Origin of the sequence: Arcobacter arenosus, assembly GCF_005771535.1 — a bacterium.
Taxonomy (GTDB): domain Bacteria; phylum Campylobacterota; class Campylobacteria; order Campylobacterales; family Arcobacteraceae; genus Halarcobacter; species Halarcobacter arenosus.
The window spans coordinates 193,006-214,724 of record NZ_VANU01000002.1 but is presented as its reverse complement, the minus strand read 5'-3'; the positions used below and the strand labels follow the sequence as shown (position 1 = coordinate 214,724).

At 28.0% G+C, this 21,719-nt stretch carries 30 protein-coding genes; 14 read left to right on the top strand and 16 right to left on the bottom strand.

The genetic code is table 11. The features are described from left to right. The first annotated feature begins 154 nt into the window (after positions 1-154). Together FDK22_RS05510 and FDK22_RS05505 are read left to right on the top strand one after the other, a co-directional pair. Positions 155-628: a DUF2721 domain-containing protein gene (locus tag FDK22_RS05510; protein ID WP_138151910.1), complete on the top strand. Its 474-nt coding sequence runs from the start codon at positions 155-157 to the stop codon at positions 626-628. Positions 629-682: 54 nt separating this feature from the next. Then, on the top strand, positions 683-1,309 hold the full coding sequence (locus tag FDK22_RS05505; protein ID WP_138151909.1) for a putative metalloprotease CJM1_0395 family protein: 627 nt from the start codon (positions 683-685) through the stop codon (positions 1,307-1,309). Between the two features lie 76 nt (positions 1,310-1,385). On the opposite strand, the gene FDK22_RS05500 is transcribed toward FDK22_RS05505, so the two are convergent. Continuing rightward, the gene (locus FDK22_RS05500) at positions 1,386-2,003 is read right to left on the bottom strand and encodes a LysE family translocator (RefSeq protein ID WP_138151908.1); all 618 of its coding nucleotides are present in this window, start codon (positions 2,001-2,003) and stop codon (positions 1,386-1,388) included. Further along, positions 2,004-2,885: an EamA family transporter gene (locus FDK22_RS05495; protein ID WP_138151907.1), complete on the bottom strand. Its 882-nt coding sequence runs from the start codon at positions 2,883-2,885 to the stop codon at positions 2,004-2,006. Between the two features lie 138 nt (positions 2,886-3,023). On the opposite strand from FDK22_RS05495, the gene FDK22_RS05490 reads away from it, so the two are divergent. The 3 genes from FDK22_RS05490 (at position 3,024) to FDK22_RS05480 (ending at position 4,787) form a co-directional block, all read left to right on the top strand. After that, entirely contained in the window at positions 3,024-3,908 is an 885-nt protein-coding gene (locus tag FDK22_RS05490; RefSeq protein WP_228711636.1) for an AraC family transcriptional regulator, read from the top strand. 65 nt (positions 3,909-3,973) lie between these two features. Continuing rightward, positions 3,974-4,402 carry an acyl-CoA thioesterase gene (locus FDK22_RS05485; protein WP_138151906.1) on the top strand — a complete coding sequence of 143 codons (429 nt, stop codon included), beginning with the start codon at positions 3,974-3,976 and terminating at the stop codon, positions 4,400-4,402. A 1-nt stretch (position 4,403) separates the two neighbouring features. Then, the gene (locus tag FDK22_RS05480; RefSeq protein WP_138151905.1) at positions 4,404-4,787 is read left to right on the top strand and encodes a VOC family protein; all 384 of its coding nucleotides are present in this window, start codon (positions 4,404-4,406) and stop codon (positions 4,785-4,787) included. Here the strand turns inward: FDK22_RS05480 and FDK22_RS05475 are convergent. After that, entirely contained in the window at positions 4,770-5,054 is a 285-nt protein-coding gene (locus FDK22_RS05475) for a S24 family peptidase (protein ID WP_228711653.1), read from the bottom strand. The genes FDK22_RS05480 and FDK22_RS05475 overlap by 18 nt on opposite strands. Before the next feature lie 147 nt (positions 5,055-5,201). On the opposite strand from FDK22_RS05475, the gene FDK22_RS05470 reads away from it, so the two are divergent. Continuing rightward, positions 5,202-5,939 (top strand): sulfite exporter TauE/SafE family protein, encoded by a 738-nt coding sequence (locus FDK22_RS05470; RefSeq protein WP_138151903.1) that lies wholly within the window; start codon positions 5,202-5,204, stop codon positions 5,937-5,939. A gap of 14 nt (positions 5,940-5,953) precedes the next feature. On the opposite strand, the gene FDK22_RS05465 is transcribed toward FDK22_RS05470, so the two are convergent. The 4 genes from FDK22_RS05465 to FDK22_RS05450 all read right to left on the bottom strand — a co-directional run bounded on the left by FDK22_RS05465 (position 5,954) and on the right by FDK22_RS05450 (position 8,279). Continuing rightward, entirely contained in the window at positions 5,954-6,394 is a 441-nt protein-coding gene (locus FDK22_RS05465) for a MarR family winged helix-turn-helix transcriptional regulator (protein ID WP_138151902.1), read from the bottom strand. Positions 6,395-6,460: 66 nt separating this feature from the next. Then, entirely contained in the window at positions 6,461-7,318 is an 858-nt protein-coding gene (locus FDK22_RS05460; RefSeq protein ID WP_138151901.1) for a nuclear transport factor 2 family protein, read from the bottom strand. 164 nt (positions 7,319-7,482) lie between these two features. Then, complete coding sequence (locus FDK22_RS05455) at positions 7,483-7,965, bottom strand: c-type cytochrome (protein WP_138151900.1); 483 nt, start codon at positions 7,963-7,965, stop codon at positions 7,483-7,485. A 2-nt stretch (positions 7,966-7,967) separates the two neighbouring features. After that, a complete protein-coding gene (locus tag FDK22_RS05450) occupies positions 7,968-8,279 on the bottom strand; it encodes a c-type cytochrome (RefSeq protein WP_138151899.1) in 312 nt (103 codons plus the stop codon). Between the two features lie 161 nt (positions 8,280-8,440). On the opposite strand from FDK22_RS05450, the gene FDK22_RS05445 reads away from it, so the two are divergent. Together FDK22_RS05445 and FDK22_RS05440 are read left to right on the top strand one after the other, a co-directional pair. Beyond that, the gene (locus tag FDK22_RS05445; RefSeq protein ID WP_138151898.1) at positions 8,441-9,214 is read left to right on the top strand and encodes an OmpA family protein; all 774 of its coding nucleotides are present in this window, start codon (positions 8,441-8,443) and stop codon (positions 9,212-9,214) included. 3 nt (positions 9,215-9,217) lie between these two features. Next, positions 9,218-9,619, top strand: a complete 402-nt coding sequence (locus FDK22_RS05440; protein ID WP_138151897.1) for a hypothetical protein — start codon at positions 9,218-9,220, stop codon at positions 9,617-9,619. On the opposite strand, the gene FDK22_RS05435 is transcribed toward FDK22_RS05440, so the two are convergent. From FDK22_RS05435 to FDK22_RS05420, 4 genes are read right to left on the bottom strand one after another with little or no spacing between them, the layout of a single operon-like run. After that, positions 9,609-10,055: a low molecular weight protein-tyrosine-phosphatase gene (locus FDK22_RS05435; RefSeq protein ID WP_138151896.1), complete on the bottom strand. Its 447-nt coding sequence runs from the start codon at positions 10,053-10,055 to the stop codon at positions 9,609-9,611. The genes FDK22_RS05440 and FDK22_RS05435 overlap by 11 nt on opposite strands. Then, the gene (locus tag FDK22_RS05430) at positions 10,052-10,774 is read right to left on the bottom strand and encodes a carbon-nitrogen hydrolase family protein (protein ID WP_138151895.1); all 723 of its coding nucleotides are present in this window, start codon (positions 10,772-10,774) and stop codon (positions 10,052-10,054) included. The genes FDK22_RS05435 and FDK22_RS05430 overlap by 4 nt, the downstream gene beginning before the upstream one ends. Continuing rightward, on the bottom strand, positions 10,743-12,155 hold the full coding sequence (locus tag FDK22_RS05425; RefSeq protein WP_138151894.1) for a phosphomannomutase/phosphoglucomutase: 1,413 nt from the start codon (positions 12,153-12,155) through the stop codon (positions 10,743-10,745). The genes FDK22_RS05430 and FDK22_RS05425 overlap by 32 nt, the downstream gene beginning before the upstream one ends. 36 nt (positions 12,156-12,191) lie before the next feature. Beyond that, positions 12,192-12,728: a methylated-DNA--[protein]-cysteine S-methyltransferase gene (locus tag FDK22_RS05420; RefSeq protein WP_138151893.1), complete on the bottom strand. Its 537-nt coding sequence runs from the start codon at positions 12,726-12,728 to the stop codon at positions 12,192-12,194. 49 nt (positions 12,729-12,777) lie between these two features. Here FDK22_RS05420 and FDK22_RS05415 point away from each other — a divergent pair, with 49 nt between their 5' ends. Together FDK22_RS05415 and FDK22_RS05410 are read left to right on the top strand one after the other, a co-directional pair. Then, a complete protein-coding gene (locus FDK22_RS05415) occupies positions 12,778-13,458 on the top strand; it encodes a response regulator (RefSeq protein ID WP_138151892.1) in 681 nt (226 codons plus the stop codon). Further along, on the top strand, positions 13,436-14,767 hold the full coding sequence (locus FDK22_RS05410) for a sensor histidine kinase (RefSeq protein ID WP_228711635.1): 1,332 nt from the start codon (positions 13,436-13,438) through the stop codon (positions 14,765-14,767). Before FDK22_RS05415 ends, FDK22_RS05410 begins: the two co-directional genes overlap by 23 nt. On the opposite strand, the gene ccoG is transcribed toward FDK22_RS05410, so the two are convergent. Continuing rightward, complete coding sequence (gene ccoG, locus FDK22_RS05405) at positions 14,760-16,103, bottom strand: cytochrome c oxidase accessory protein CcoG (protein ID WP_138151891.1); 1,344 nt, start codon at positions 16,101-16,103, stop codon at positions 14,760-14,762. The two genes, FDK22_RS05410 and ccoG, sit on opposite strands and share 8 nt — an antisense overlap. A gap of 115 nt (positions 16,104-16,218) precedes the next feature. Here ccoG and FDK22_RS05400 point away from each other — a divergent pair, with 115 nt between their 5' ends. Both FDK22_RS05400 and FDK22_RS05395 read left to right on the top strand, forming a co-directional pair. Then, the gene (locus tag FDK22_RS05400) at positions 16,219-16,848 is read left to right on the top strand and encodes a LysE family translocator (RefSeq protein WP_138151890.1); all 630 of its coding nucleotides are present in this window, start codon (positions 16,219-16,221) and stop codon (positions 16,846-16,848) included. Between the two features lie 57 nt (positions 16,849-16,905). Further along, positions 16,906-17,622 carry a hypothetical protein gene (locus FDK22_RS05395; RefSeq protein ID WP_138151889.1) on the top strand — a complete coding sequence of 239 codons (717 nt, stop codon included), beginning with the start codon at positions 16,906-16,908 and terminating at the stop codon, positions 17,620-17,622. Positions 17,623-17,650: 28 nt separating this feature from the next. On the opposite strand, the gene FDK22_RS05390 is transcribed toward FDK22_RS05395, so the two are convergent. The 3 genes from FDK22_RS05390 to trxA form a co-directional block, all read right to left on the bottom strand. Continuing rightward, positions 17,651-17,977 carry a putative quinol monooxygenase gene (locus tag FDK22_RS05390; RefSeq protein ID WP_138151888.1) on the bottom strand — a complete coding sequence of 109 codons (327 nt, stop codon included), beginning with the start codon at positions 17,975-17,977 and terminating at the stop codon, positions 17,651-17,653. Continuing rightward, the gene (locus FDK22_RS05385) at positions 17,977-19,209 is read right to left on the bottom strand and encodes a glutamate-5-semialdehyde dehydrogenase (RefSeq protein ID WP_138151887.1); all 1,233 of its coding nucleotides are present in this window, start codon (positions 19,207-19,209) and stop codon (positions 17,977-17,979) included. Before FDK22_RS05385 ends, FDK22_RS05390 begins: the two co-directional genes overlap by 1 nt. A gap of 109 nt (positions 19,210-19,318) precedes the next feature. Further along, the gene (gene trxA, locus FDK22_RS05380; protein WP_138151886.1) at positions 19,319-19,636 is read right to left on the bottom strand and encodes a thioredoxin; all 318 of its coding nucleotides are present in this window, start codon (positions 19,634-19,636) and stop codon (positions 19,319-19,321) included. A 143-nt stretch (positions 19,637-19,779) separates the two neighbouring features. Here trxA and FDK22_RS05375 point away from each other — a divergent pair, with 143 nt between their 5' ends. Together FDK22_RS05375 and FDK22_RS05370 are read left to right on the top strand one after the other, a co-directional pair. After that, the gene (locus FDK22_RS05375) at positions 19,780-20,136 is read left to right on the top strand and encodes a winged helix-turn-helix transcriptional regulator (RefSeq protein WP_138151885.1); all 357 of its coding nucleotides are present in this window, start codon (positions 19,780-19,782) and stop codon (positions 20,134-20,136) included. Position 20,137: 1 nt separating this feature from the next. Beyond that, entirely contained in the window at positions 20,138-20,731 is a 594-nt protein-coding gene (locus FDK22_RS05370; protein WP_138151884.1) for a YkgJ family cysteine cluster protein, read from the top strand. Here FDK22_RS05370 and FDK22_RS05365 read toward each other — a convergent pair. Then, a complete protein-coding gene (locus tag FDK22_RS05365; RefSeq protein WP_138151883.1) occupies positions 20,721-21,695 on the bottom strand; it encodes a YhdH/YhfP family quinone oxidoreductase in 975 nt (324 codons plus the stop codon). The two genes, FDK22_RS05370 and FDK22_RS05365, sit on opposite strands and share 11 nt — an antisense overlap. Between the last annotated feature and the right edge of the window lie 24 nt (positions 21,696-21,719).

The following is a 21,719-nucleotide window of genomic DNA, read 5'->3' as shown; positions in this document are numbered from 1 at the left end:
AAAAGTATGAAAGCGAAGAACAAAAGTTCTTCAAGAGAAAAATTATTCCAACTTAGAAAATTATGATAAAATACCAAAAAAGTTAAAGACCTCAAACTCTTTAACCACTTACGTTCTTCCTATTAAAAAAGAAGAAGAAATAAAATGGAAAACAATGATACAAGAATCAACCACATTAGCGACAATCACACAACTTATACAAGTATCAGTTGCACCAGTATTTTTAATAGCAGGTGTTGCCGGGCTTTTAAATGTATTTACAGGAAGACTAGCAAGGATTATTGATAGATTAGAGAAATTAGATAACTCATTAGTTCAAGCAGAAGAAGAAAATCCAAATTTTAAGATGACAGAGGCTCAAGAAAAAAGAAGAAAGTTTCTAGTTAGACGTATGCAAAATATAAATAGAGCAATTTTCTTTGGTACAACTACAGGGTTTATGATTGCCTTAGTTATCTTTAGTATATTTGCAAGTTCATTGATGAATTTTGATGCACATTTTGTGATATCTGTTTTATTTATTTTTTCTATGGTTTCACTAATTGTTGCCTTACTTTTATTTTTAATAGAGATACATGATACAACATCATTTATCAAAGGGAAAAGTCACAATATCAAATTAAAGTAGTGAATAAATCTTCATTACTTTACATTTTCTTCAACTTGTTATAAAATCTATATTATGGAAATAGGAAACAACACTTCAACATACGGCTTTAATGTCGACTATTTTTCAAGGGCAAATGCTCAAAAACAAATTGTGTCAGAAAAAAATGGGACACAAGAAGATACAAGAGGTCTTGAAAAAAATGATGCCTCAAAAAAATCTGAAGAGAATAAAGAACAATCAAATAAAAATAATACAGAACTTACCCAAGATGAAAAACTTCAACTAAACCAATTAAAAGCTGCAGATACAAAAGTTAGAGCCCACGAAGCAGCACATCAAAGTGGTCCAGCAGCTTCAGGTGGAGCTTCTTTTACCTATGAAAAAGGGCCAGATGGTGTTATGTATGCAGTTGCAGGAGAAGTTCCTGTTAGAATACAAACAGGCTCAACTCCTCAAGAGAGTATCTCAAATCTACAAGGTGTAATTGCTACAGCATTAGCTCCAGCAGACCCAAGCCCTCAAGATTTATCTGTAGCTTCAAAAGCTAGGGTTATGTTAATGAAAGCTCAACAAGAGTTTGCACAAGAGATTCAAGATAAGTTATCAAAATCAAATGAATATTCCCAAAATGCAATAAATCAGTATGAACAAAATAGTAATTCTGAATCAAATGATAAAAGTGCAGAGATAACAGCTTAAAACAAATCTGCTAAAGTAGCTCCAAAAAAATAAAATTTTTTTATTTAGAAAAAGTATCAATATTTATATTAATACTCTATTCTAAAATAATTGGCAGAACGGAAGCTACTAAAAGTAATGCCATAAAAATATTAAAGATTCTAATACTTTTTGTATTTTTAATAAATCGTTTTAAAAATACTCCCCCTAATGCCCAAGTATTACATGAAACAATAGCTGAAAGTAAAAAGATAAAAGTCAAAATTAAAATTTGTCCATAGTTATCCTCTTTTGCTGTTATAAAAATAGAGATAGCTGTAACACCCATAATCCAAGCTTTTGGATTAACCCACTGAAATATAGCTGCTTGTAAAAAAGTAAAAGGTCTACTATCTCCATCCTCCTTCACATCATAGGTACTTGTATTTGTAGCTATTTTATATGCCATCCAAACAAGATATAAAATTCCAACTATTTTTAATACAGATAAAACAATAGGATATTTTTCAAAGATTATTCCCATTCCTAATCCAATTAATAAAAGCATAAAAGGAAACCCAACTATAATTCCCCCTATATGAGGAATAGTTCTTTTAAAACCAAAAGTTAAACCTGAAGATAAAAGCATAATATTATTAGGTCCTGGTGTAATTGCACTTGTAATTGCAAATGTTCCTATAGAAAAAAGCATAGTAAGGGTAAAAAAATTTTCCATCTATTTCTCTCCATATAATTTTAAATAAATTTTCTCTCCAAAAGAATTAACAACCAATGCTGAAACAATTAAAAATGATGCAAGTATTTTTATTAAACCAATTTGTTCATGAAATATAAAATATGAACCCATAAGTCCAAAGATTGGTACTAACAATGAAATTGGAGCAACACTAGACACAGGATATTTATGTAACAAATTATTCCAAACCCAATATCCAAAAAGTGTTGTTGGATATACTTGAAAAAGAATAGAAAATATTGCTGTATTATCTAAATGTTCAAAAAAACTTGTAAATACAATCTCCCCTTGTGTAAAAAATGCTAATACAAAAAGAGGAAGAGGAGAAAATATACTAGCCCATACCATAAAAGAAAATAGGTTTTTTGTTCCTGCTTTCTTTACAATTATATTTGTAAAGCTTAAAGATAGCGCAGCAACTAAAATCAAAACTAATCCAATAAAAGTAACCGAACCATCAGTTACGCTAATAATTAATGTCAACCCTAATATTGCAATTGCAAATGCAAATTTTTTTAGAATATCTATCTCTTCTTTTAAAAACAATCCCGCAAGAATAACAGTAAAAAATGCACTAAACTGTAAAATAAGTGATGCCATTCCAGCGGATACTCCAAAATATATCCCTAAAGATACAATTCCCCATAAACCAACTCCAAAAAGTAAGCCATAAGTAATTATATATTTCATACTTACATTTGGTTTTTTAATAAAAAATATCAATGGTAAAGAGCATAATAAGAACCTCATTCCTGAAAGTATAAATGGATCAAGAGAGGTTAATCCTAGTTTTATTACAGAGAAATTAACTCCCCAAATAAATGTAATTAATATAGCTAATAAAAAATCTTTTTCTTTCATAAATACTCTTTTTAAAAATAAAAACATATTTTAGCTGTAAATTTTTTTTTACTCTTTACTATTTATGTTATAAAAGTTATCTATTTTTGTCATAAAAAGTGTTATAATTTGTTTTACTTTTTATTAAAGGTTGTTGATTTGCAAAAAAGAAAGACATATAATAAAAATATTCAAATAGTAAACGACACTATGTTTTATATTTATGAACATATTGATACAGATATAAATATAGATGAATTAGCGGCAAGTTTTGGTATAAGTAAGTTTCATTTTCATAAAGTATTTAAAGAGTATATGGGGATAAATCTATATGAAACAATAAAATCAAATAGATTACAAAAAGCTTCAAGTCTTCTTTTGACAAATAAACTTTCTACAATTACAGAGATTGCAAATTTATGTGGATATAGTTCTCAAACATCTTTTATCAGAGCTTTTAAAGAGAGATTTCATCAGACACCAAAAGATTGGAGAAATGGTGGATATAAGGAATATTCAAAATTAATTTTAGAAAAATCAATAATCTCTTTTTATAAAAAACCTGATTTTAATATGCTTCAACCAAAAATTGTGAAAACTACTCCAAAAAAAATGTATTATATTCGAAATAAAGGCTATATAACAGAAGATGCAAAAAAAGTATGGAGACAACTATTAGCTTGGGTTTATACAAATAATATTAAAGAATACGACCAAATAGCAATCTATCATGACAATCCTGCTATAACTCCCCATGAAGATTGTTTCTATGTTGCAGGGATTATTCCTAAAGAGGATATTGATTTATCAAATACTAGTTTGCCCTCTTTTATGACCCCTGAAGCATTATACGCCACCTTTGAAATAGATGGGAAAATAGGAGATGTTCTTAGATTTATTCAGTGGGTATATCATGAATGGTTACCTAAAAGTGGCTTTGAAACTACAATAAAACCATCTTATGCAATATTTAGAAAAAACCAATTTTTAGAAGAGGATGAAAAGTTTGAGGGGACTTATTATATCCCTATTCAATATATTTAATCAAAAACTCAAATAATTCTTAAAATCTTTGTGATAAACTACATCACTTTATTTTGGAGTTCAAAATGTTTACAGAGATAATTACACCTAGATTTTTAGAAACTGATGCCCTAGGACATATAAATAATAATTCTTATGGAGTATGGTTTGAAGCTGCAAGGGATAAGTTTTTTCGTATTTTTAATCCCAATTCAAATATAAAAGAGTGGAATCTAGTTATGGCTCATAGCTCTTTTGATTTTTTAAGTGAAGTTTTCTGGGGAAAAGATGTTGTTATAAAAACAGGAATTTCAAAAATTGGAAACTCTTCAATTGAATTGGTTCATGCCGTTTATCAAGAGAATAAATTATGTACAACAGGAAAAGCTATAATCGTTCATTATAATTTTAAAACGAAACAATCAATGAAAATACCTGATAATATTAAAGATAAATTAGAAGAACATATTTTTCAAAAAAATTGGCCTAAAGAGATAAAAGAATTAGGAGATTAAAATGATAAATGTAAATAGACTAGACCACTTAGTTTTAACAGTAAAAGATATAGAAAAAACTGTAGATTTTTATACAAATATTTTAGGAATGCAAAAAGAGATTTTCAAAGTCTCAAGAGTTGCTTTAAAATTCGGAAACTCTAAAATAAACCTACATGAACTTGGAAATGAATTTGAACCAAAAGCACAAAATGTAAAAGAAGGCAGTGCAGATTTATGTTTTATTGTAGATAACTCTTTATATGATGTAAAAGCTTTTTTAATTTCACATAATATAGAAATAGAAGAAGGTATAGTTAAACGAACAGGAGCAAATGGAAACATCCAATCAATTTATATAAGAGACCCTGATTTAAATCTAATAGAACTATCTACTTATATCTAAAACCTTTCCCACTATATGAACCTCATCTTTATTATAAACTAGATGTGAAAACTCTGGGTTTATAGAAATAAAGTTCTGGGAAGTTTCATCATACTTTTTAACCCACATTTTACCTTCAAAATGAACCACATAAATTTTTTCATCTAAAACTATTTTTTGTGATAAATCTACAACAATTACCTCTTTATCCAAAATCTTTGGTTGCATTGATTTTCCATCTACAATTAAAGCAAAAAGAGACTTTTCATTAAACTCTTCATCATTTATTAAATCCCTTTGTATTATTAGTACTTTTGTTTTATTATCATCAAAAATATCTATATATTCTAATTTTATAGTATCTATTTTAAATCCTTTTTTATAAGTAATATTACAAAAATACTCTTGTGAAGAACTAAAAAGATATAATTTTAAATGGAATTTGAGATTTTAATTTATATCACTATTTTTTTAACTCTTGCAGCCTTTGTTCATGGAAGTGTAGGGTTTGGCTTCCCTATGATTGCAACACCACTCATAGCAATGTTTACAGACCTTCAAACAGCTATTATTTATACACTTATTCCAACACTACTTGTTAATATACTTAGTATTAGAAGTGAAGGAAACTTCTTTGAAGCTGTAAAAAAATTTTATCCTTTAGCTATTTTAGCTATGATTGGTAGTGCTATAGGTACTCAAATTATAATTTACTTTAACACCGATTTATTCAAGTTTATTCTAGTATTTGTAATTCTTTTATATTTGTTTTTTGATTACAAAAAAGTAGAATTCCCTTTTATTCGTGAAAATCCAAATATCTCTAAAACTATATTTGGGATTGGCTCAGGAATAATTGGAGGTCTTACAAATGTAATGTCTGCTACATTAATCATATATGTTTTAGAATCAAAGTTTACAAAAAAAGAGATAGTTCAATCTTTTAATATCTGCTTTTTATTTGGTAAAGTAGTTCAAATTATTCTTTTCACTTGTGCAGGTATTTTTACACAAACAGAGATATCTCAATCTTTATTGCCATTAGTTTTTATTTCAATTGCTATATTTGTAGGTATTAAAATTAGAAATAAAATAAACCCAGTTGCCTATGCTAAGATGGTTAAAGGGGTACTTTTTTTAATAGCTATTGCCCTTTTTATTCAGACAATTTAAATATTTACAAAAAACTATTTTTCTAAAAAATTGTTTTTGATTCTTTCTAAAAGATTGCAAACAAGTTCCTTTTCCTCTTCTGTAAAACCTTTATATGTCAAATCTAAAAGTTTTGTAGAAATCACATCAATTACAATATATTTTGTATCAAGCCCTTTTTTTGTGAGCCTTACTAAAGTACTTCTACTATCATCTGTGTTTTTTAACTTTTCAAGAAGTTCCATTTTTTCTAGTTTATTTACAAGTGCCGTAACTGTGGACTTATCTTTATTTATCTCGTGGGTTATTTTACTCATAGGAACACCCTGCTCATTATTGTAAAGAACTACAAGAATACTTCCATGAGAGGGTGCTAAACCATCAAGATTATGTTTTTTTAATTCCTCAACAATAAGCTTGTTTGCACTATTATCAATAGTTGCTATTGTTGAAATAATTGAATTTGTTTCAATCATTAGTTTTATATCCTACTATTTTTATTAAAATAATAACCATAATTTCTTTAAAACTATAAAGTTCAATTAAAATTTCCCATTATTATTTAGCCATTTTTCTTTAGATGGAATCTCTTCTATTGTATCCCAATGTTCTACTATTTTTCCATTTTCAACTCTAAATAGATCATAAAAAGAGTGTGCTTTTCCATGCCATGAACCTTCACTTACAGTTAAAACAAAATTACACTCACCAAGTATTTTATGAACTTTTTTGTAAATGAACATATCGTTTTGACTAATTAGATAATCTATTGCTTCTTTTAAACCATCAAGTCCATCTTTTACATATGGATTGTGTTGTAAATATTTTTCAGTTGAAATATATTCTGTGATTTTATTAGGGTTTTTACCCAATAAAATATCTTGAACAAAGTTTTTAACTAACTTTTTATTTTCTTGAGTCTTATCTAAATCAGTAATATTACTTTCCCCATCAATTTGACCTCTTCCACTTGCAGTTACTTCAACAACTTCTTGAAGATTGTCCCAATGTTCTACAATTTTTCCCTCTTCAAATCTAAAAATATCAAAACCAATTTTTGGACCAAAAAAATTGTATTTTGTATGGGTAAATACAAAATCACCATCTTCAAATACTCTTTTTACATCAACTTTGGCACTATTTTTAGGAAGTTGTGATAAAAGTTCACCAAAACCTGATATCCCATCTTTAACAGCTAAATTATGCTGAATATATTTATTAGGATTAATATACCCTACTGGCTTTGTATTTCCATTCTCTATAGAGTTAAGTAGCTCTACAACTTTTTGTTTGTTTGTAATCATTTCATTCTCCTTTGATTGTTGAGCAAATACACATCCACTAAACACCGAAGCAACTAAAAAAGATGCTAAAAATTTTTTTGTCGTAATTAATTTCATGTTTATTCCTTTTTATTTTAGTTTGATATCCAACTAAACAGATAAGTGAATTATAGTTTGATATCAAACTAATGTCAAGTCTTTTTAAAATTTTTTTTAAATTTGTTAGTTAATGCTTATCTTGAAAGTGGCAAAGTAAAGTAATATTGATGAGGAGGGAGTTTTTAAAACGCATCCTCTTTGTGGTAGTATTTATTTACCCCATTAAAACCTTCTAAAAAGTACAAAAAGTGATTTACAGTTCTAATCTCTTCTTCTGTAATTTTTCCTTTTAAGCTAGGCATTGTATCAAAGTGTTTTACAACACCTTCAAGACAAATTGATTTTGATTTATTAGGATTATTTACATATTCTACTAAGAAATCTGCAGTTTCCATTAAATGAAATTCCCTATCATCTGGGCTTCCAATTTGAGATTTTAATCGAAATGAGATTTGATTTCCCGTTGGGGCTAAAAGTTTAAGGGTTCTATTATCCTCTTCTAAAAAGTTTTTTAAAAGAGTTTGCATTTGTATTGATTTTTGATGACAGCTACTACATTTTGCCTCAAATATCTTTTCCCCTTCATTATACAACTTTCTGTCAAATTCATCTGGCAAAGCAAATAAATAACTAATAAAACAGAAAAATAAGGCTACAACTTTCATTATTACTCCTTTTTATTTAACAATTTAAACATCTGGGCTAAATTCTCAAAGTCCTTTTCATTTAGGTTGTAAACTTGTGCTTGCATAATACCCCCTAAACCACTTATATTTTTATTACTATTTTTATACTCTTTTAACGATTTTATAAACTCTTCTTTTGATAATTGTGAAATCTTAATACTTCTACCTAATGCCGCAATTTCGCCTTTTACACCATGACATGCAACACATCTTTTATAAACATCATTTATATCATTAGCTAATAGATATGAACATAGTGATATTAGAAAAAATAAAGTTAAAATTTTATTCATATATATTGCTCCTTTCAATGCATTTTTAGATTATATTTAAATGCAAACAAATTAAACTTAGAATTTTTTGTTAAATAAAATACTTATTTTTCCCCTTGTTTTAAAGAATTTTGATTAACAATAAGATAGAATGTTATACAAAAATAAAAAAAAGATTAAAAATGAGTTCAGAAAAAAAAGTAATAATTCTATTTTTATTGTTAATTGTATTTATTGTTGGTTGTGTTTATAATCATTTACCAGAAATGATGAAAAAACAACAAGAACTTCAAAATGAACCTAAACAAGAAGTACTTTCAGATAATAATAAAGAGCAAGAACAAATTTTAGTAGATGAAAAACCTAAAGATTTAGAAGAACCAGTAATTCATCAGGATGAAACTTTAGTTGAGCCTAATGAAACAATTCAAGAAGAACCTCCAATTTTAGAAAATACTACAAATGAAACCCAAGATGTAGTTGAAAAAGAAGAAGAGATTATTGAAGAACCAAAAGAACCTTTAATCACGACTCCAGAGAATTATATTAGAGAGGGTGATGAAAAAAGAATTGAAGAGTTATCTTTTCCAACACAAGAACTTCAGCTTCAAATAAATGAATATATAGATAATAACCCAATCTCATTTAAAAGAGGTAAATATACAATTGCAAACAATAAAAGTGTTGACTCAATAAAAGAGATTGTTAGAATTTTAGAAGAAAATCCAAATATAAAATTAGAAATTGCAGGGCATACTGATGCAGCAGGTTCAAAAGATGTGAACTTAATATTTTCCCTTGAAAGAGCGAAAACAGTTGTAAAAGTTATGGAAAACCTTGGAATTGATGAAAATAGAATTAAGGCAAGAGGATATGGTGAAGGTATCCCCAAAAATGCACAAAATGTTTATTCTCCTGAAAACAGAAGAGTTGAATTTAATATTGTAGAGGAATAAAAAGTGATAGAAATAGCATCGGAAATGGTTTTATGTTTAGTAATTGCAGCGATAATTGGTATCCTAATTGGATTTATAATAGGAAAAGCCTTTGGAGGAGATAGAACCCCTGTTTATAACACAGTAACAGCCCATGGTGGTGCAGCAGCTGGTAATATCTACAATAAACCATTAATAAGAAGTGCCCCAAGACCAAATGGAAAAGATATATTAAAAAATATTGAGGGCATTGACGCTGAGTTAGAAGAAAAACTAAATGAATTAGGGATTTATCATTTTGATCAAATTGCTAAATGGAGTCCAAAAAACTGTCACTGGATTGAAGAGTATTTAACTTTAGAAGATGACCAAATTAAAGAACAAAATTGGGTAGAACAAGCAAAAGGCTTATCAACTATTGTATAGCCTTCTGCCTAATTAAAGTTTTCACACAAACTTCTATCATATTATAAACCTTATCAAACCCTTCAAATCCATCAAAAAAATAAGGGTCTGGTACATCCTCTCCGTCAAAACCAAAATCTCCCAATTTAAGAGGATTTTTACAACCTAATTTTTTTAGATTTTTGATATTAGAATCATCTAATCCTACAATAATGTCATATTTTTCAAAATCCTCTAAAGTTACTTGTCTTGCCCTTTGAGAAGAGATATCAATTCCATTGTCTTTAGCAACTCTGATAGAGTTTTCACAGGGTGGTTCACCAATATGCCAACTTCCAGTTCCTGCACTTTCACATACCAAATCAATATTGTTTTGATTACAATATTCATTTGCAATGCCTTCGGCTAATGGCGACCTACAAATATTACCTAAACATACAAAAAGTATCGATTTCATTTGTTTTTTAATCCTATATCGATGTATTTTCTAATCTTGCTAATCTCATTTAAATCCAACTGCGAACTTATAACTTCTTTAGAGTCGTCTCTAGTTTCATCTCCCCATGGTGAGATTACTCCACTCCCTTTTGCCATATTATCATCTGCACTATTTGCAATTAAGACATAACATTGATTTGCTATAGCTAAGGCCTTTGTCATAGTTTCAAAATGGGTTTTTCTTTTAGCTCCCCACATAGATGGATTTAGAATTAAATCTGCCCCTAAAACCTTCAACCAATATTCAGGAAATCTAATCTCAAAACAGATTAATGTTGCAATTTTAATACCATCAATCTCAATGATTTTCATATTTTCTAATTTACCCTTTGCAAAATGTGCAGGCTCATCACCAAGGGGGAATAATCTATGTTTTGACTGACTATGGATAACTTTTCCCTTATGAAAAATATATAAAGTGTTGTAATATTCAATATCCTCTTTTTCAATAAAAGTTAAAGCTATTGTTTTATTTTGTGAAAGTTTTTTTATTTTTTTCTTTGCTTTTATTGCAAACTCTGAAGCTTCATCCATCCTATCATATGAAAAACCTGTCAAACAAAGTTCAGGTGCTAAAATAAAAGAGCCATCTTCACATTTTTCGATTAATTCTAGTAATTTATCAAGATTTTTTTTAAAATTTTTTTTAGTTTTTGTTTGTAGTGCTATTAATTTCATTTAATACCTTTTTAATCAAATTTTCTACTGCATTTTGATATGTAAGTGCAGTTGCATGGGAACTTGCTTCATATTTTGTAACAATTACAGGATTTGTATTTGATGCTCTAATCAATGCCCAGCCATATTCAAAAATAATTCTTATACCATCAACACAAATTATATCATTTATAATAGGAAATCCCCTTTGAGGATTTGTAATCAATTTGTTAAGTTTATCTATTATTAAAAATTTTTCCTCATCTTTAACCTCTATTTCTATATTTGAACTTGTATAAACTTTTGGCAGTTTTTCCACCTCTTTATCTAAATCAAATCCTAAATGAACCAATTCTAAAACTCTCAAAGATGCATATATCGCATCATCAAAACCATAATATCTATCATTAAAAAAAATGTGTCCTGAAACTTCTGCTGCTAAATCTGCATTTAACTCTTTTAGTTTAAGTCTTAGATTTGAATAACCAGTTTTATTCATAATAGTTGTTCCATGAGTATTTATCTCATCAAAAATATTTTGTGAATAGGTTACTTCCCCAATAATAACTGGATTTTTCATTGTCTTAGAAAAAAGATAAGCTAAAGTATCACCTTTTATATCATGATTTCTAGTTAACACAGCTATTCTATCCGCATCTCCATCAAAGGCAAAACCAAGATTTGAATCTATTAGTAAAGCTTTTAAATCGAGTAGATTTTCATTTTTTGAGGGGTCTGGATGGTGATTTGGAAACTCCCCATTTGGTTTTGTATAGATAGCTTTATAATTTAAATCTAATTTATCAAAAATCTCTGTTATTACAGTATCTGCTACACCATTTCCACAATCTATTGCAAAGGAGTTTGGGAGTGATTTTAGATGTTTAAATTCCTTTACCATATAATCAATATATAAAGATTTTGCATCTATTTTTATAGCTTTAAAATTATCTTCTATTTGAATATCTTTATTTTTAACTATTTCTTCATAAAGACCAAGTAATTCTTTATCAAAAAAAGGTTCATTTTTAAAGGTGATTTTAAAACCATTATATTTTTTATCATTATGGCTACCTGTTATCATAATTGAAGCATGGGGTTTGATTTTTTTATCATCTATTTTATACTCTTGATATGAAGCAAAATAATTGACCCCTGTAGCAACAAGTCCTATATCAAGAATATTACAAGAGGCTTTATTTAATCCAGAAACTAAACCATTAAAAAGCTCTTTTGAGTGTGTTCTTATATCATATCCAATAACAATATATAAATCTTCATTTATCTCTTTTTTGAGTCTAATACCAAGAAAATATCCAATCTGTTTTGCTTTTTTAAAATCTAATTGTGTTGGGACAAGCCCTCTAATATCATATTGTCTAAATATAGTTTTATCAATCATGGGTCTCTTTTTGTATAATAATAGCTATTATTATACTCAAAAATTCTTTTCTTCTAGATTTAGTAAAAACTCTTTTTTATCAACACCACTTGAGTAACCACCTAAAGTTCCATTTTTTTGTATTATTCTATGACATGGGATTAAAATTGAAATCATATTTTGACCATTTGCATTTGCAACAGCTCTAGAAGCATTTGGTTTTTTTAAAAGTTGGGCTTCATCTTTGTAAGATATTTTTTCACCATAAGGTATTAGTTGTAAAACTTTCCATACATCTTGTTGAAAAGGTGTACCTACTAATTGCATAGGAATAGTAAACTCTTTTCTTTTCCCTTCAAAATACTCATCTAACTCTTTTTGTAAACATTCAAAATATTTATTATGTGCAGGTATTGCTTCTGTATTAAAAAACTTTTGAATCTTTTCAATTTGTTTTTCAAGGTGTTTTGAATTAAAAAAACTCAATAAACAAATCCCTTTTGAAGTAGCAGCACATAACATATCTCCCAAAGGTGTAGTAATTGTTGAAGTTGCCAAAATATTTTTCTTTATAGTTTGTTTATATGGTCTCATAGAATATCCTTAGTAAGGGAGAATTTTAACATAAAAGATATAATATCATATGCAAAATGAGATTAACAAAAAAATAAAAGTTTTATATGTTGAGGATGATGATATTGCAAGAGAAAATGGTTTAGAGTACTTAGAAAACTATTTTGAAAACTTATATGAAGCATCAGATGCATTAAGCGCTTTAAAACTTTATGGTGAAATTAAACCAGAAATCATAATCACAGATATTCAAATGCCAAAACTAAATGGCTTAGAGTTTATAAAAAATATTAGAAAAAAAGATAAAAAAACTCAGGTTATTGTTTTAAGTGCATATTCAAATAAAGACTATCTTTTTTCTGCCATAGAATTAGGTTTAGTAAAATATTTAATAAAACCTATAAAGGAAAAAGAGTTTGAAGAAGCTTTAAGTCTTTGTATAAAACATATAGAAAATGATGATTCAAATATTATACATCTATCTGAGAATTTTACTTTTGATTTGTATAACAAAACTTTAGTAAATGATGGTGAACTAATAAAACTAAGAGCAAAAGAACTAGAACTGCTATTTTTACTTTTATCTAACAAAAATAGATATGTTACCTACAAAGAGATTGAAAATTTTGTATGGAAAGATTCAGTTATGACAAAAGATGCTTTAAAAACTTTAATGAAAAATTTAAAAACAAAAATACCAAAAAATATAATTAAAAATCTTTCAGGAAGTGGATACAAAATTGATCTATGATTTAAATATAGTTTTAGCTTATGGTATAACCTTTGGAATAGTTATAATGACCATTGTTTACACTTTTGTTAGATATATCTATTCTAAGGATATATTTTATATTAGTTATTGTTTAACACAATTTTTCTCTTTAATTTTTATTGTTTCTTCTAGTAAATTGTTTAATATACCTCATCTTATAGAAGAACTTTCACTACTCTTAGCAACTTTATCTTCTTTAGTTTTCGCAATAAATTTTTATGAGGGTAAGTTTTTCCCAAAATTAGAAACCTTTAAAGAATTAGTTATAAACACAATCATTTTAAATATAATTATACTAACTGCTTTTTATCACTATATGCTTTTTGAATATCTTCCATATACAATTATTTATGCCATTTTATTTATATCTGTTGCATTTAATTTAAAGGATGGATTTAAAGCTAATTTTGCATATGTAATAGGTTGGTCGATTTTTTGTTTTGTAGTATTTATTTTTGATTTTAAAACCTATTATGAACATCAAGGTTTTATGGACTTAGTTTTAGTTGCCTTTGCCATTGAAGCAATACTGTTTACTTTATCCCTTGCTTATAAATATAATAGTCTCCAAAAACAAAACAAAAGTATAGAGGATATGCTTTTACAACAATCTAGACTTGCTAAATCTGGTGAAATGATAGAGAATATTACCCACCAATTTAGACAACCCCTTAACAATATTTCATATATTTTAATCAATTTTAAAAAAAGATTTGAAAATAAAAAACTAGATAGTGAATATTTTGAAAAGAAACTAACTCAAGCAAATGAACAATTAGACTTTTTATCAAAGACAATAGATGACTTTAAAGAGTTTTACGCACCCTCTAAGAAAAAAGAGTACTTTAGTATTAAAGAGGTAATTGAAAATGTTTCTACAATTTTAAGTGCAGATTTAAAAAAAAGAAATATCCAAGTTTTTATTGATTTTAAAGTAAGTGAAGAGATAAAAATATTTGGTATTAAAAATGAACTTTCTCAAGTTTTATTAGCATTAATCTCAAATGCAAATGATGCATTAAAAGATACAGAAAATCCAATGATTAAAATTGAAGTTGATTCTACTTCCGCTGAAGTTATAATCAGAATAATAGATAATGCAGGTGGTATTAAAAAAAGAGATTTAGATAAGATTTTTGAACCATATTTTACAACAAAAGAAAATGGTTCAGGAATTGGTTTGTATTTAACAAAGGTTATTATAAGAGATAGTTTTAATGGAAAAATAGAAGTAGCCAATAATAAAGAGGGAGCGGTTTTTTCCCTCTTTATTGAAAAAGCTATTTAAGTAAATCGTTTCGTGGATAGATAAAAGAGCTTTCTTTTATCACATTTATTTTTGGATTGTTTTTATCATAAAATTTTATTTTAGTTTTTAAGGGAGTATCTTTTTTATTTGATAAAAGTAATTTCTCTTTTACCTTAATAATTAAAACTGTTTTCACCCTTTGTTTTGGATTTAAATTAACTTCTCTAAATCTTTTTACTTCATATTTGTCATTATCTATTAATTCAACACCTAAATTTAAAGTTTTTCTGCTTGTATTATGTAAAGTAATTAGATAATTATTTGAAACTAAACCATTATCTTCAATATTGTAAAGTTTTGTGGTTTTATTTATATTAACTAAAAACTCTTCTTTACCCGATGCAAAATATCCTGCTAAAACAATACAAAAAACTAAAGATGCTAAATAAGCAATATTTCTCTTTGAAAAAATTGTATTGATTCTTTTTTTAATTACTGCATTAGTGCTTCCCCATTCAATAAGTGAAGCTTTTCCCAGTTTAGCCATTACTTTACTACAAGCATCAGAACACTCTAAACAGTTGATACACTCAACTTGTAAACCTTTTCTAATATCAATATGGGTTGGACATATTTTAACACAAGCTTCACAGGTTGTGCACTCTTCATTTGAATTCCATTGCTTCACATCAAAAATAGATTTTTGTCCATTATTATAAATATTGCCACCTCTATTTGTATTATATAAAACCTGTTTAGTGTCATCATCATATAAAACTGACTGTATTCTAGAATAAGGACATGCAAAGGTGCAAAAATCTTCTTTCATAAATATAATATCAAATATTAAAAATAATGCGATACTTATAACAAACATGAAAAGAATAAGATGTTCACTTGGATTTTGTATATAAATAAAAAAATCCTCAGGGGGAACAAAATATAACATAAAATTTGATGCGGCAACAAAAGATAAAATTATCCATAAAAATACACCAATATATTTTTTGATTTTATTATTATTTTTTGAATAATCAATATCTTTTTGTTTGTTTTTTATTCTCCTTAAACCTAAAAGCCATGACTCAATTAAGTCTCTATAGATTACTCTAAATATAGTTTGTGGACAGGCCCATCCACACCAAACTCTACCAAACATTGCTGTTAATGCAAAAATCCCAATAAACAAAAACATTAATAAAAACGGCATTATATATAGTTCATTCATATTAAAAACAAACCCTATAAAATGAAATTGCAATTTATCAAAGGATAAAAGCAAGATATGGTTTCCATTTATTGTTATAAAAGGAAGCAGAAGTGTAAAAATTGTAATTACACCATAACTTATGTATCTTTTTTCAGAATAGTTCATATTTCTCTCCAAATTTTTTATTGTGACACTTTAGTGACAAACGGTGTTCATTTAGTGGCATGGAATTCTTTTTTATAATTTTTGTTATAATTTTGAAAAATTTAAAGGAAAATATATGTTAGAACTTTCAAATATCTATCTATTTTTAATAGCTTCATTTTTATTATGTCTTGCTCCAGGACCTGATAATATCTATGTCTTAACCCAAGGGATGACAAAAAGTAAAAAAGCTGCTGTAATCACAACCTTAGGTTTAACAACAGGAATTATTGTTCATACAACAGCTGCTGCATTTGGAATCTCTGTAATTTTCAAAACTTCTGAAATAGCTTTTAATATCGTAAAATATGCTGGAGTTGCTTATCTACTTTATCTAGCATATCAAGCTTTTAAATATAGAAATGAGCCTTTAGATTTATCTGTACAAAACTCATCAGGTGAATTAAAAAAACTTTATATAAAAGGTTTTTTTATGAATGTTTTAAATCCAAAAGTTTCAATTTTCTTTTTAGCATTTTTACCTCAATTTGTCACACCAGCAAATGGAAATGTTCCTATGCAGATGATTACTTTGGGTTTAATTTTTATGGTCTTAACAATTATTGTATTTTCATCAATTGGAATAGCTGGTAATGTTTTAAGTGCAAAACTTATAGAAAAACCTAATATTGTTAAATATATGAATATCATGACCTCTTTTGTTTTAGGTACTCTTGCCGTAAAGTTAGCCTTATCTTCAAGATAGAAAATTTTTAATAATTTATTTAATTATATAGGAGTATAATTAGATAAAGGAGAAGTTATGAAAAATCGTTTTATCTATTTGATATCTATTATTTATCTAATTACTGCAACTACTTTATTTGCTCAAACAAAACGGTATGAAGTTAAGTCAGCAGTTATAAATTACAAAATAACAGGTAGTGGCTCTATGATGGGGATGCCCACAAAATTAAGTGGAAATAAAACACTTTATTTCAAAAATAATGGGGCAATTGAATTATCTAAAGAACAAAGAGTTCAAATGATAATGGGACAAGAAGAAAAAGAAGATGAAATAGTAAAATTTGACAATGGTGTGATTTATAGTGTTGATGAAGAAGAAAAAGTAATTTATAAACAAACTATTTCAAAAGAGCAAGAAACTATATACTTTAATCAAGATGGTGAAAAAGGATTAAAATCTCTTGGCGGTGTAAAAGTTGGTAGTGAAAAAATAGCTGGATATAAGTGTGATATTTGGGACTTAAGTGGAGTTTCTATGTGTATTTATAAAGGAATCCCTTTAAAAATAAAAACTGAAACTATGGGGATAATAGAAACTCAAATTGCCACAAAAGTTCAGCTCAATATCTCAATTGATGAAAATAAATTTAAATTACCAAACTATCCTATTAGAACCATTAAAGATATAATGGAAGAGAATCAAAAACAAATGGAAGATTTGTCTCCAGAACAACAAAAAATGATGGAAGAGATGATGAAAAGTATGGGTGAGATGTTTGATCCAGAAAAATAAATCAAAGTTAAACTAATGGCTTATGCCATTAGTTTACTTCATCGGTGTATACACATACATTAAAATCTTCAACTAAACCGTTTTTATCCACACAATGTGTTTCAAAAAAATTAGTAATATATGGTTTATTACAATGAAGTTCGAAAGCTTCTTTTGATTCCCAAATCTCATTAAATACTATAGGAAATGATTTACCCATTGCATTTGGATGTTCAATATGTTTTGTTACAATATATTGAATACACCCATCTTCTCTGGTTGTTTGTGGTTCAAGACTTTGAAGAGTCTTTAAAAGCTCTTGCTCTTTTCCCTCTTTTGCTTTAAATGAAGCTATACAGTATATTTTTTTTGACATTATCTTATTTGTCCTTGACCATAAATTTTATATTTAAATGTTGTTAAATCATTTATTCCCATTGGCCCTCTTGAATGAAGCTTATTTGTTGAAATACCAACTTCTGCACCTAATCCAAAAGCTCCACCATCAGTAAATCTTGTACTTGCATTTGCATATACACAAGCAGCATCTACTTCATTTAAGAACTTATTTACAATTGAATAGTTTTCACTAATAATTGCTTCTGAGTGACCTGAACCATATTTACCTATGTGAAGAATTGCTTCTTCTACATTTTTAACAACTTTTATATTTAATATATTTGCTAAATACTCAGTATCATAATCTTCATGGGTAGCACAATCTATTTCAATATATTCTCTAGTTACTTCACAACCTTTAAGTTCAGTCCCCGCTGCAATAAAAGCCTCATATAAAGGTGGTAAAATATAAGCAGCTACTTCTTTATGAACTAATAAAGTCTCCATTGCATTACAAACACCTGGTCTTTGAACTTTTGCATTTATTGCTATTTGAATCGCTTTTTTATGATTTGCATCTTTATCTATATAGATATGACAAAGACCTTTATCATGTTTTACAACTGGTACTGTTGCATTTTCACTTACATATTTAATTAATGCAGCTCCACCTCTTGGAACAATAAGGTCAACATACTTATCTTGTTTAATTAAGTTTGCAACACCTTCACGACTTGAATCTGGTAAAAGTGCAATGGCCTGTTCAGGAAGTTTGTTTTTAGCTAATACATGTCTTAAAACATTTGCAATAGCATTATTAGAGTGTTCAGCTTCTTTTCCACCCTTTAAAACACACACATTACCACTTTTAAAACATAATGCTGCTGTATCAGAAGTAACATTTGGTCTGCTTTCATAAATGATTCCAATAACACCAATTGGAATTGAAACTTTTTGAATATTTAATCCATTTTCAGTAACCCATCCATCAAGAGTTCTTCCAACAGGTTCTTTTAGTGTTGCTATCTCTCTAATAGCATCAGCCATACCTTTAACTCTATCACCATCTAGATATAGTCTATCAAGTAAGGCATCAGAAAGGTTGTTTAGTTTACCTTCGCTCATATCTTTTGCATTACAACTTACTATAAAGTCACAATGATCCATAAGAGCATCAGCCATTTCATTTAGTACTTTGTTCTTTACTTCACCACTAAGTGTAGATATTTCTCTACTGATTTTTTTTGATTCTTCTAAGAATTGTGTCATGTAATTTTCCTATACTCTTTACATTTTGAAATATTTTATCTAAAAAAGCCTAAGAAAAGGGGAGTTTAGTTGAGAGTGGCAGTGAATGTTTCACTGCCAAAAAGTGTTATTAAAGTTGAGCGTTAATCTTATCCGCTAATGCTTGTTTTGATTGAGCACCAATAACTTGGTCAACTATTTCTCCATCTTTCATAAATAAAATTGTTGGAACTGATCTAACACCATATTTTACTGCTAAATCTTGTTGTTCGTCTGTGTTTACTTTACAAATGTTTGCTTTTCCATCAAACTCAGTTGCTAATTCATCAATTACGGGAGCAATCATTCTACAAGGTCCACACCATGGAGCCCAAAAGTCAACTAAAGAAACACCTGTTCCTACAGTTGAATCAAAGTTATCAGCTGTTAATTCAATATATCCTGCCATTAAATATCCTTTTAAAATTTTTTGTGCATGAATATTAACGGAATAGTGAACAAAAGTCAAGTACATACTAAATAGTATTATAGTTACTTTTAGGTAACTATAAAAAAGATTTATGTAAAATATGAGTATTAGGGGAGTTTGATATGGAAGCAAAAGAGTATAATTGTTTTTTTCAATTGGCAACGGATATGATTGGTGGGAAATGGAAAGGCATGGTTCTTTGGGCATTAAAAAAAGATGTTAAAAGAAATGGTGAGTTAAAAAAGCTTATACCAAATATTTCTCAAAAGATGTTAACTCAACAATTAAGAGAACTAGAAGAAGTAGGAATTGTTGAACGTATTGTTTATCCAGTAATTCCGCCAAAAGTGGAGTATAGATTAACTTTAAGTGGGAAAAAACTTATACCCATATTAGAGCAATTACATGATTGGGGAAAAGAGTTTGCAAAGGAAAATAGTATAAATATTATAAAAGATGCAAATTGTGTGATTGATTAATATGAAAACTTTTGAAAACACTTTAGATAAAACATTCCATTTCTCTTCATGTGATATATGTGATGCTGCTTGTTGTAAAGGATCAAATGGAACCATTTATTCCCAACTTTTAATTGAAGATTTTAAAGAAATTTTTGAACGATTTCCAATTGTTTTTATGATAGGTGATTTAAACTACCTAAAACCTGTTGTACTTCTTACTAATGGTTGTGATAAATGTAGATACCTTTTAAATGAAAGATGTTCAATTTATGAAAAGAGACCTTCTATTTGTAAGGTTTACCCTTTAAGTCCACACTTAACAAATATTCCTTTTATAGACCTATCATGCCCTGCTGTAGGAGAAAAAGGTGAAATAATAATAGATAATGGTTCCATAAAAAAACCATTTCAACATAAAGTTTTTAAAGATTATCAAAACAAATATATTGATATGCATTTCCATTTTGAAAAATTCAATAAAGCGGAAAATTTGAAATTTTTAATAGAGATAAGAGGAAACAAATTTTATAAATTTAAAGAGGATTTTGAAGATGAATATTTAAAACTCCATCTCTCCTCTTTAAAAAATCTTGATAAATATTTTAAAATTTAACTAAATATCTTCCCACAGCTTTTCCTGCTAATAAAGCTGTATAAGCTGCTTTAACTTCATCAAGACTTATCTCATTTGTTAAATTATCTAAACTATCAATTTTAAAATCACCTGCAATTTTTTCCCACGCAGCTATTTTTTTCTCTAATTTTGCTTCAACAGAATCAATACCAATTAATCTTATTCCTCTTAAAATAAAAGGGAAAACATTTGTTGGTAATTCATGGGATGATGTTAAACCACAACAAGTAGCAACCCCATCATATTTTACAACTTTTAGTGCTTCAGCTAAAATATTCCCACCTACTGTATCAATAACTCCATCATACTTTTCACTTCCCATAGGTCTTTTATTCTCGACATCAAAATCTGCTCTTAATATAACCTCTTTTGCTCCAAGCTCTTTTAAAAATGGTATTTTGTCCTCTTTACCTGAAATAGCTGTTACATTAAATCCTAATTTACTTAAAATAGATACTGCAATTGAGCCAACTCCACCCGTTGCCCCTGTTACTAGAACTTCACCTGATGTTATACCATTATTTAATAATTCATTTACAGAAAGTGCCGCTGTTAGTCCAGCTGTTCCATATGTCATAATCTCTTTATCTGAAATGCCCTCTGGTATTTTTACAAGCCATGATGCTGGAACTTTTACAAATTCAGAGTGACCACCATCTGTATTCATCCCTAAATCATAACCCGTTACTAAAACTTTTTCACCAACTTCAAAATCATTTGAGTTTGATTCTACGATTGTACCAGCAACATCAATACCTGTAACATGAGGAAATACTCTTGTAACACCTGGATTTCCAATAGAACTTAATGCATCTTTGAAATTTAATGATGAATAAGTTGTTTTTATTAAAACCTCATTTTTACTAATTTGTGGTTTGTCAATCTCTTTAACACCTGATTGGAATTTTTTATCTTCTAATTTTTCTACAACATAAGCTTTCATAATTCTATTCCTTTTAAATATTTA

Excerpts from the sequence above, each read along its gene's own strand:
- FDK22_RS05445 (WP_138151898.1), top strand. The coding sequence starts at position 8,441 with ATGAGTTCAGAAAAAAAAGTAATAATTCTATTTTTATTGTTAATTGTA.
- FDK22_RS05435 (WP_138151896.1), bottom strand. The coding sequence starts at position 10,055 with ATGAAATCGATACTTTTTGTATGTTTAGGTAATATTTGTAGGTCGCCA.
- FDK22_RS05385 (WP_138151887.1), bottom strand. The coding sequence starts at position 19,209 with ATGACACAATTCTTAGAAGAATCAAAAAAAATCAGTAGAGAAATATCT.
- FDK22_RS05425 (WP_138151894.1), bottom strand. The coding sequence starts at position 12,155 with ATGATTGATAAAACTATATTTAGACAATATGATATTAGAGGGCTTGTC.
- ccoG (WP_138151891.1), bottom strand. The coding sequence starts at position 16,103 with ATGAACTATTCTGAAAAAAGATACATAAGTTATGGTGTAATTACAATT.
- FDK22_RS05500 (WP_138151908.1), bottom strand. The coding sequence starts at position 2,003 with ATGGAAAATTTTTTTACCCTTACTATGCTTTTTTCTATAGGAACATTT.
- FDK22_RS05450 (WP_138151899.1), bottom strand. The coding sequence starts at position 8,279 with ATGAATAAAATTTTAACTTTATTTTTTCTAATATCACTATGTTCATAT.
- FDK22_RS05395 (WP_138151889.1), top strand. The coding sequence starts at position 16,906 with ATGAAAAATCGTTTTATCTATTTGATATCTATTATTTATCTAATTACT.
- FDK22_RS05365 (WP_138151883.1), bottom strand. The coding sequence starts at position 21,695 with ATGAAAGCTTATGTTGTAGAAAAATTAGAAGATAAAAAATTCCAATCA.
- FDK22_RS05415 (WP_138151892.1), top strand. The coding sequence starts at position 12,778 with ATGCAAAATGAGATTAACAAAAAAATAAAAGTTTTATATGTTGAGGAT.
- FDK22_RS05375 (WP_138151885.1), top strand. The coding sequence starts at position 19,780 with ATGGAAGCAAAAGAGTATAATTGTTTTTTTCAATTGGCAACGGATATG.
- FDK22_RS05460 (WP_138151901.1), bottom strand. The coding sequence starts at position 7,318 with ATGAAATTAATTACGACAAAAAAATTTTTAGCATCTTTTTTAGTTGCT.
- FDK22_RS05390 (WP_138151888.1), bottom strand. The coding sequence starts at position 17,977 with ATGTCAAAAAAAATATACTGTATAGCTTCATTTAAAGCAAAAGAGGGA.
- FDK22_RS05430 (WP_138151895.1), bottom strand. The coding sequence starts at position 10,774 with ATGAAATTAATAGCACTACAAACAAAAACTAAAAAAAATTTTAAAAAA.
- trxA (WP_138151886.1), bottom strand. The coding sequence starts at position 19,636 with ATGGCAGGATATATTGAATTAACAGCTGATAACTTTGATTCAACTGTA.
- FDK22_RS05480 (WP_138151905.1), top strand. The coding sequence starts at position 4,404 with ATGATAAATGTAAATAGACTAGACCACTTAGTTTTAACAGTAAAAGAT.
- FDK22_RS05370 (WP_138151884.1), top strand. The coding sequence starts at position 20,138 with ATGAAAACTTTTGAAAACACTTTAGATAAAACATTCCATTTCTCTTCA.
- FDK22_RS05495 (WP_138151907.1), bottom strand. The coding sequence starts at position 2,885 with ATGAAAGAAAAAGATTTTTTATTAGCTATATTAATTACATTTATTTGG.
- FDK22_RS05455 (WP_138151900.1), bottom strand. The coding sequence starts at position 7,965 with ATGAAAGTTGTAGCCTTATTTTTCTGTTTTATTAGTTATTTATTTGCT.
- FDK22_RS05485 (WP_138151906.1), top strand. The coding sequence starts at position 3,974 with ATGTTTACAGAGATAATTACACCTAGATTTTTAGAAACTGATGCCCTA.
- FDK22_RS05400 (WP_138151890.1), top strand. The coding sequence starts at position 16,219 with ATGTTAGAACTTTCAAATATCTATCTATTTTTAATAGCTTCATTTTTA.
- FDK22_RS05505 (WP_138151909.1), top strand. The coding sequence starts at position 683 with ATGGAAATAGGAAACAACACTTCAACATACGGCTTTAATGTCGACTAT.
- FDK22_RS05465 (WP_138151902.1), bottom strand. The coding sequence starts at position 6,394 with ATGATTGAAACAAATTCAATTATTTCAACAATAGCAACTATTGATAAT.
- FDK22_RS05470 (WP_138151903.1), top strand. The coding sequence starts at position 5,202 with ATGGAATTTGAGATTTTAATTTATATCACTATTTTTTTAACTCTTGCA.
- FDK22_RS05420 (WP_138151893.1), bottom strand. The coding sequence starts at position 12,728 with ATGAGACCATATAAACAAACTATAAAGAAAAATATTTTGGCAACTTCA.
- FDK22_RS05510 (WP_138151910.1), top strand. The coding sequence starts at position 155 with ATGATACAAGAATCAACCACATTAGCGACAATCACACAACTTATACAA.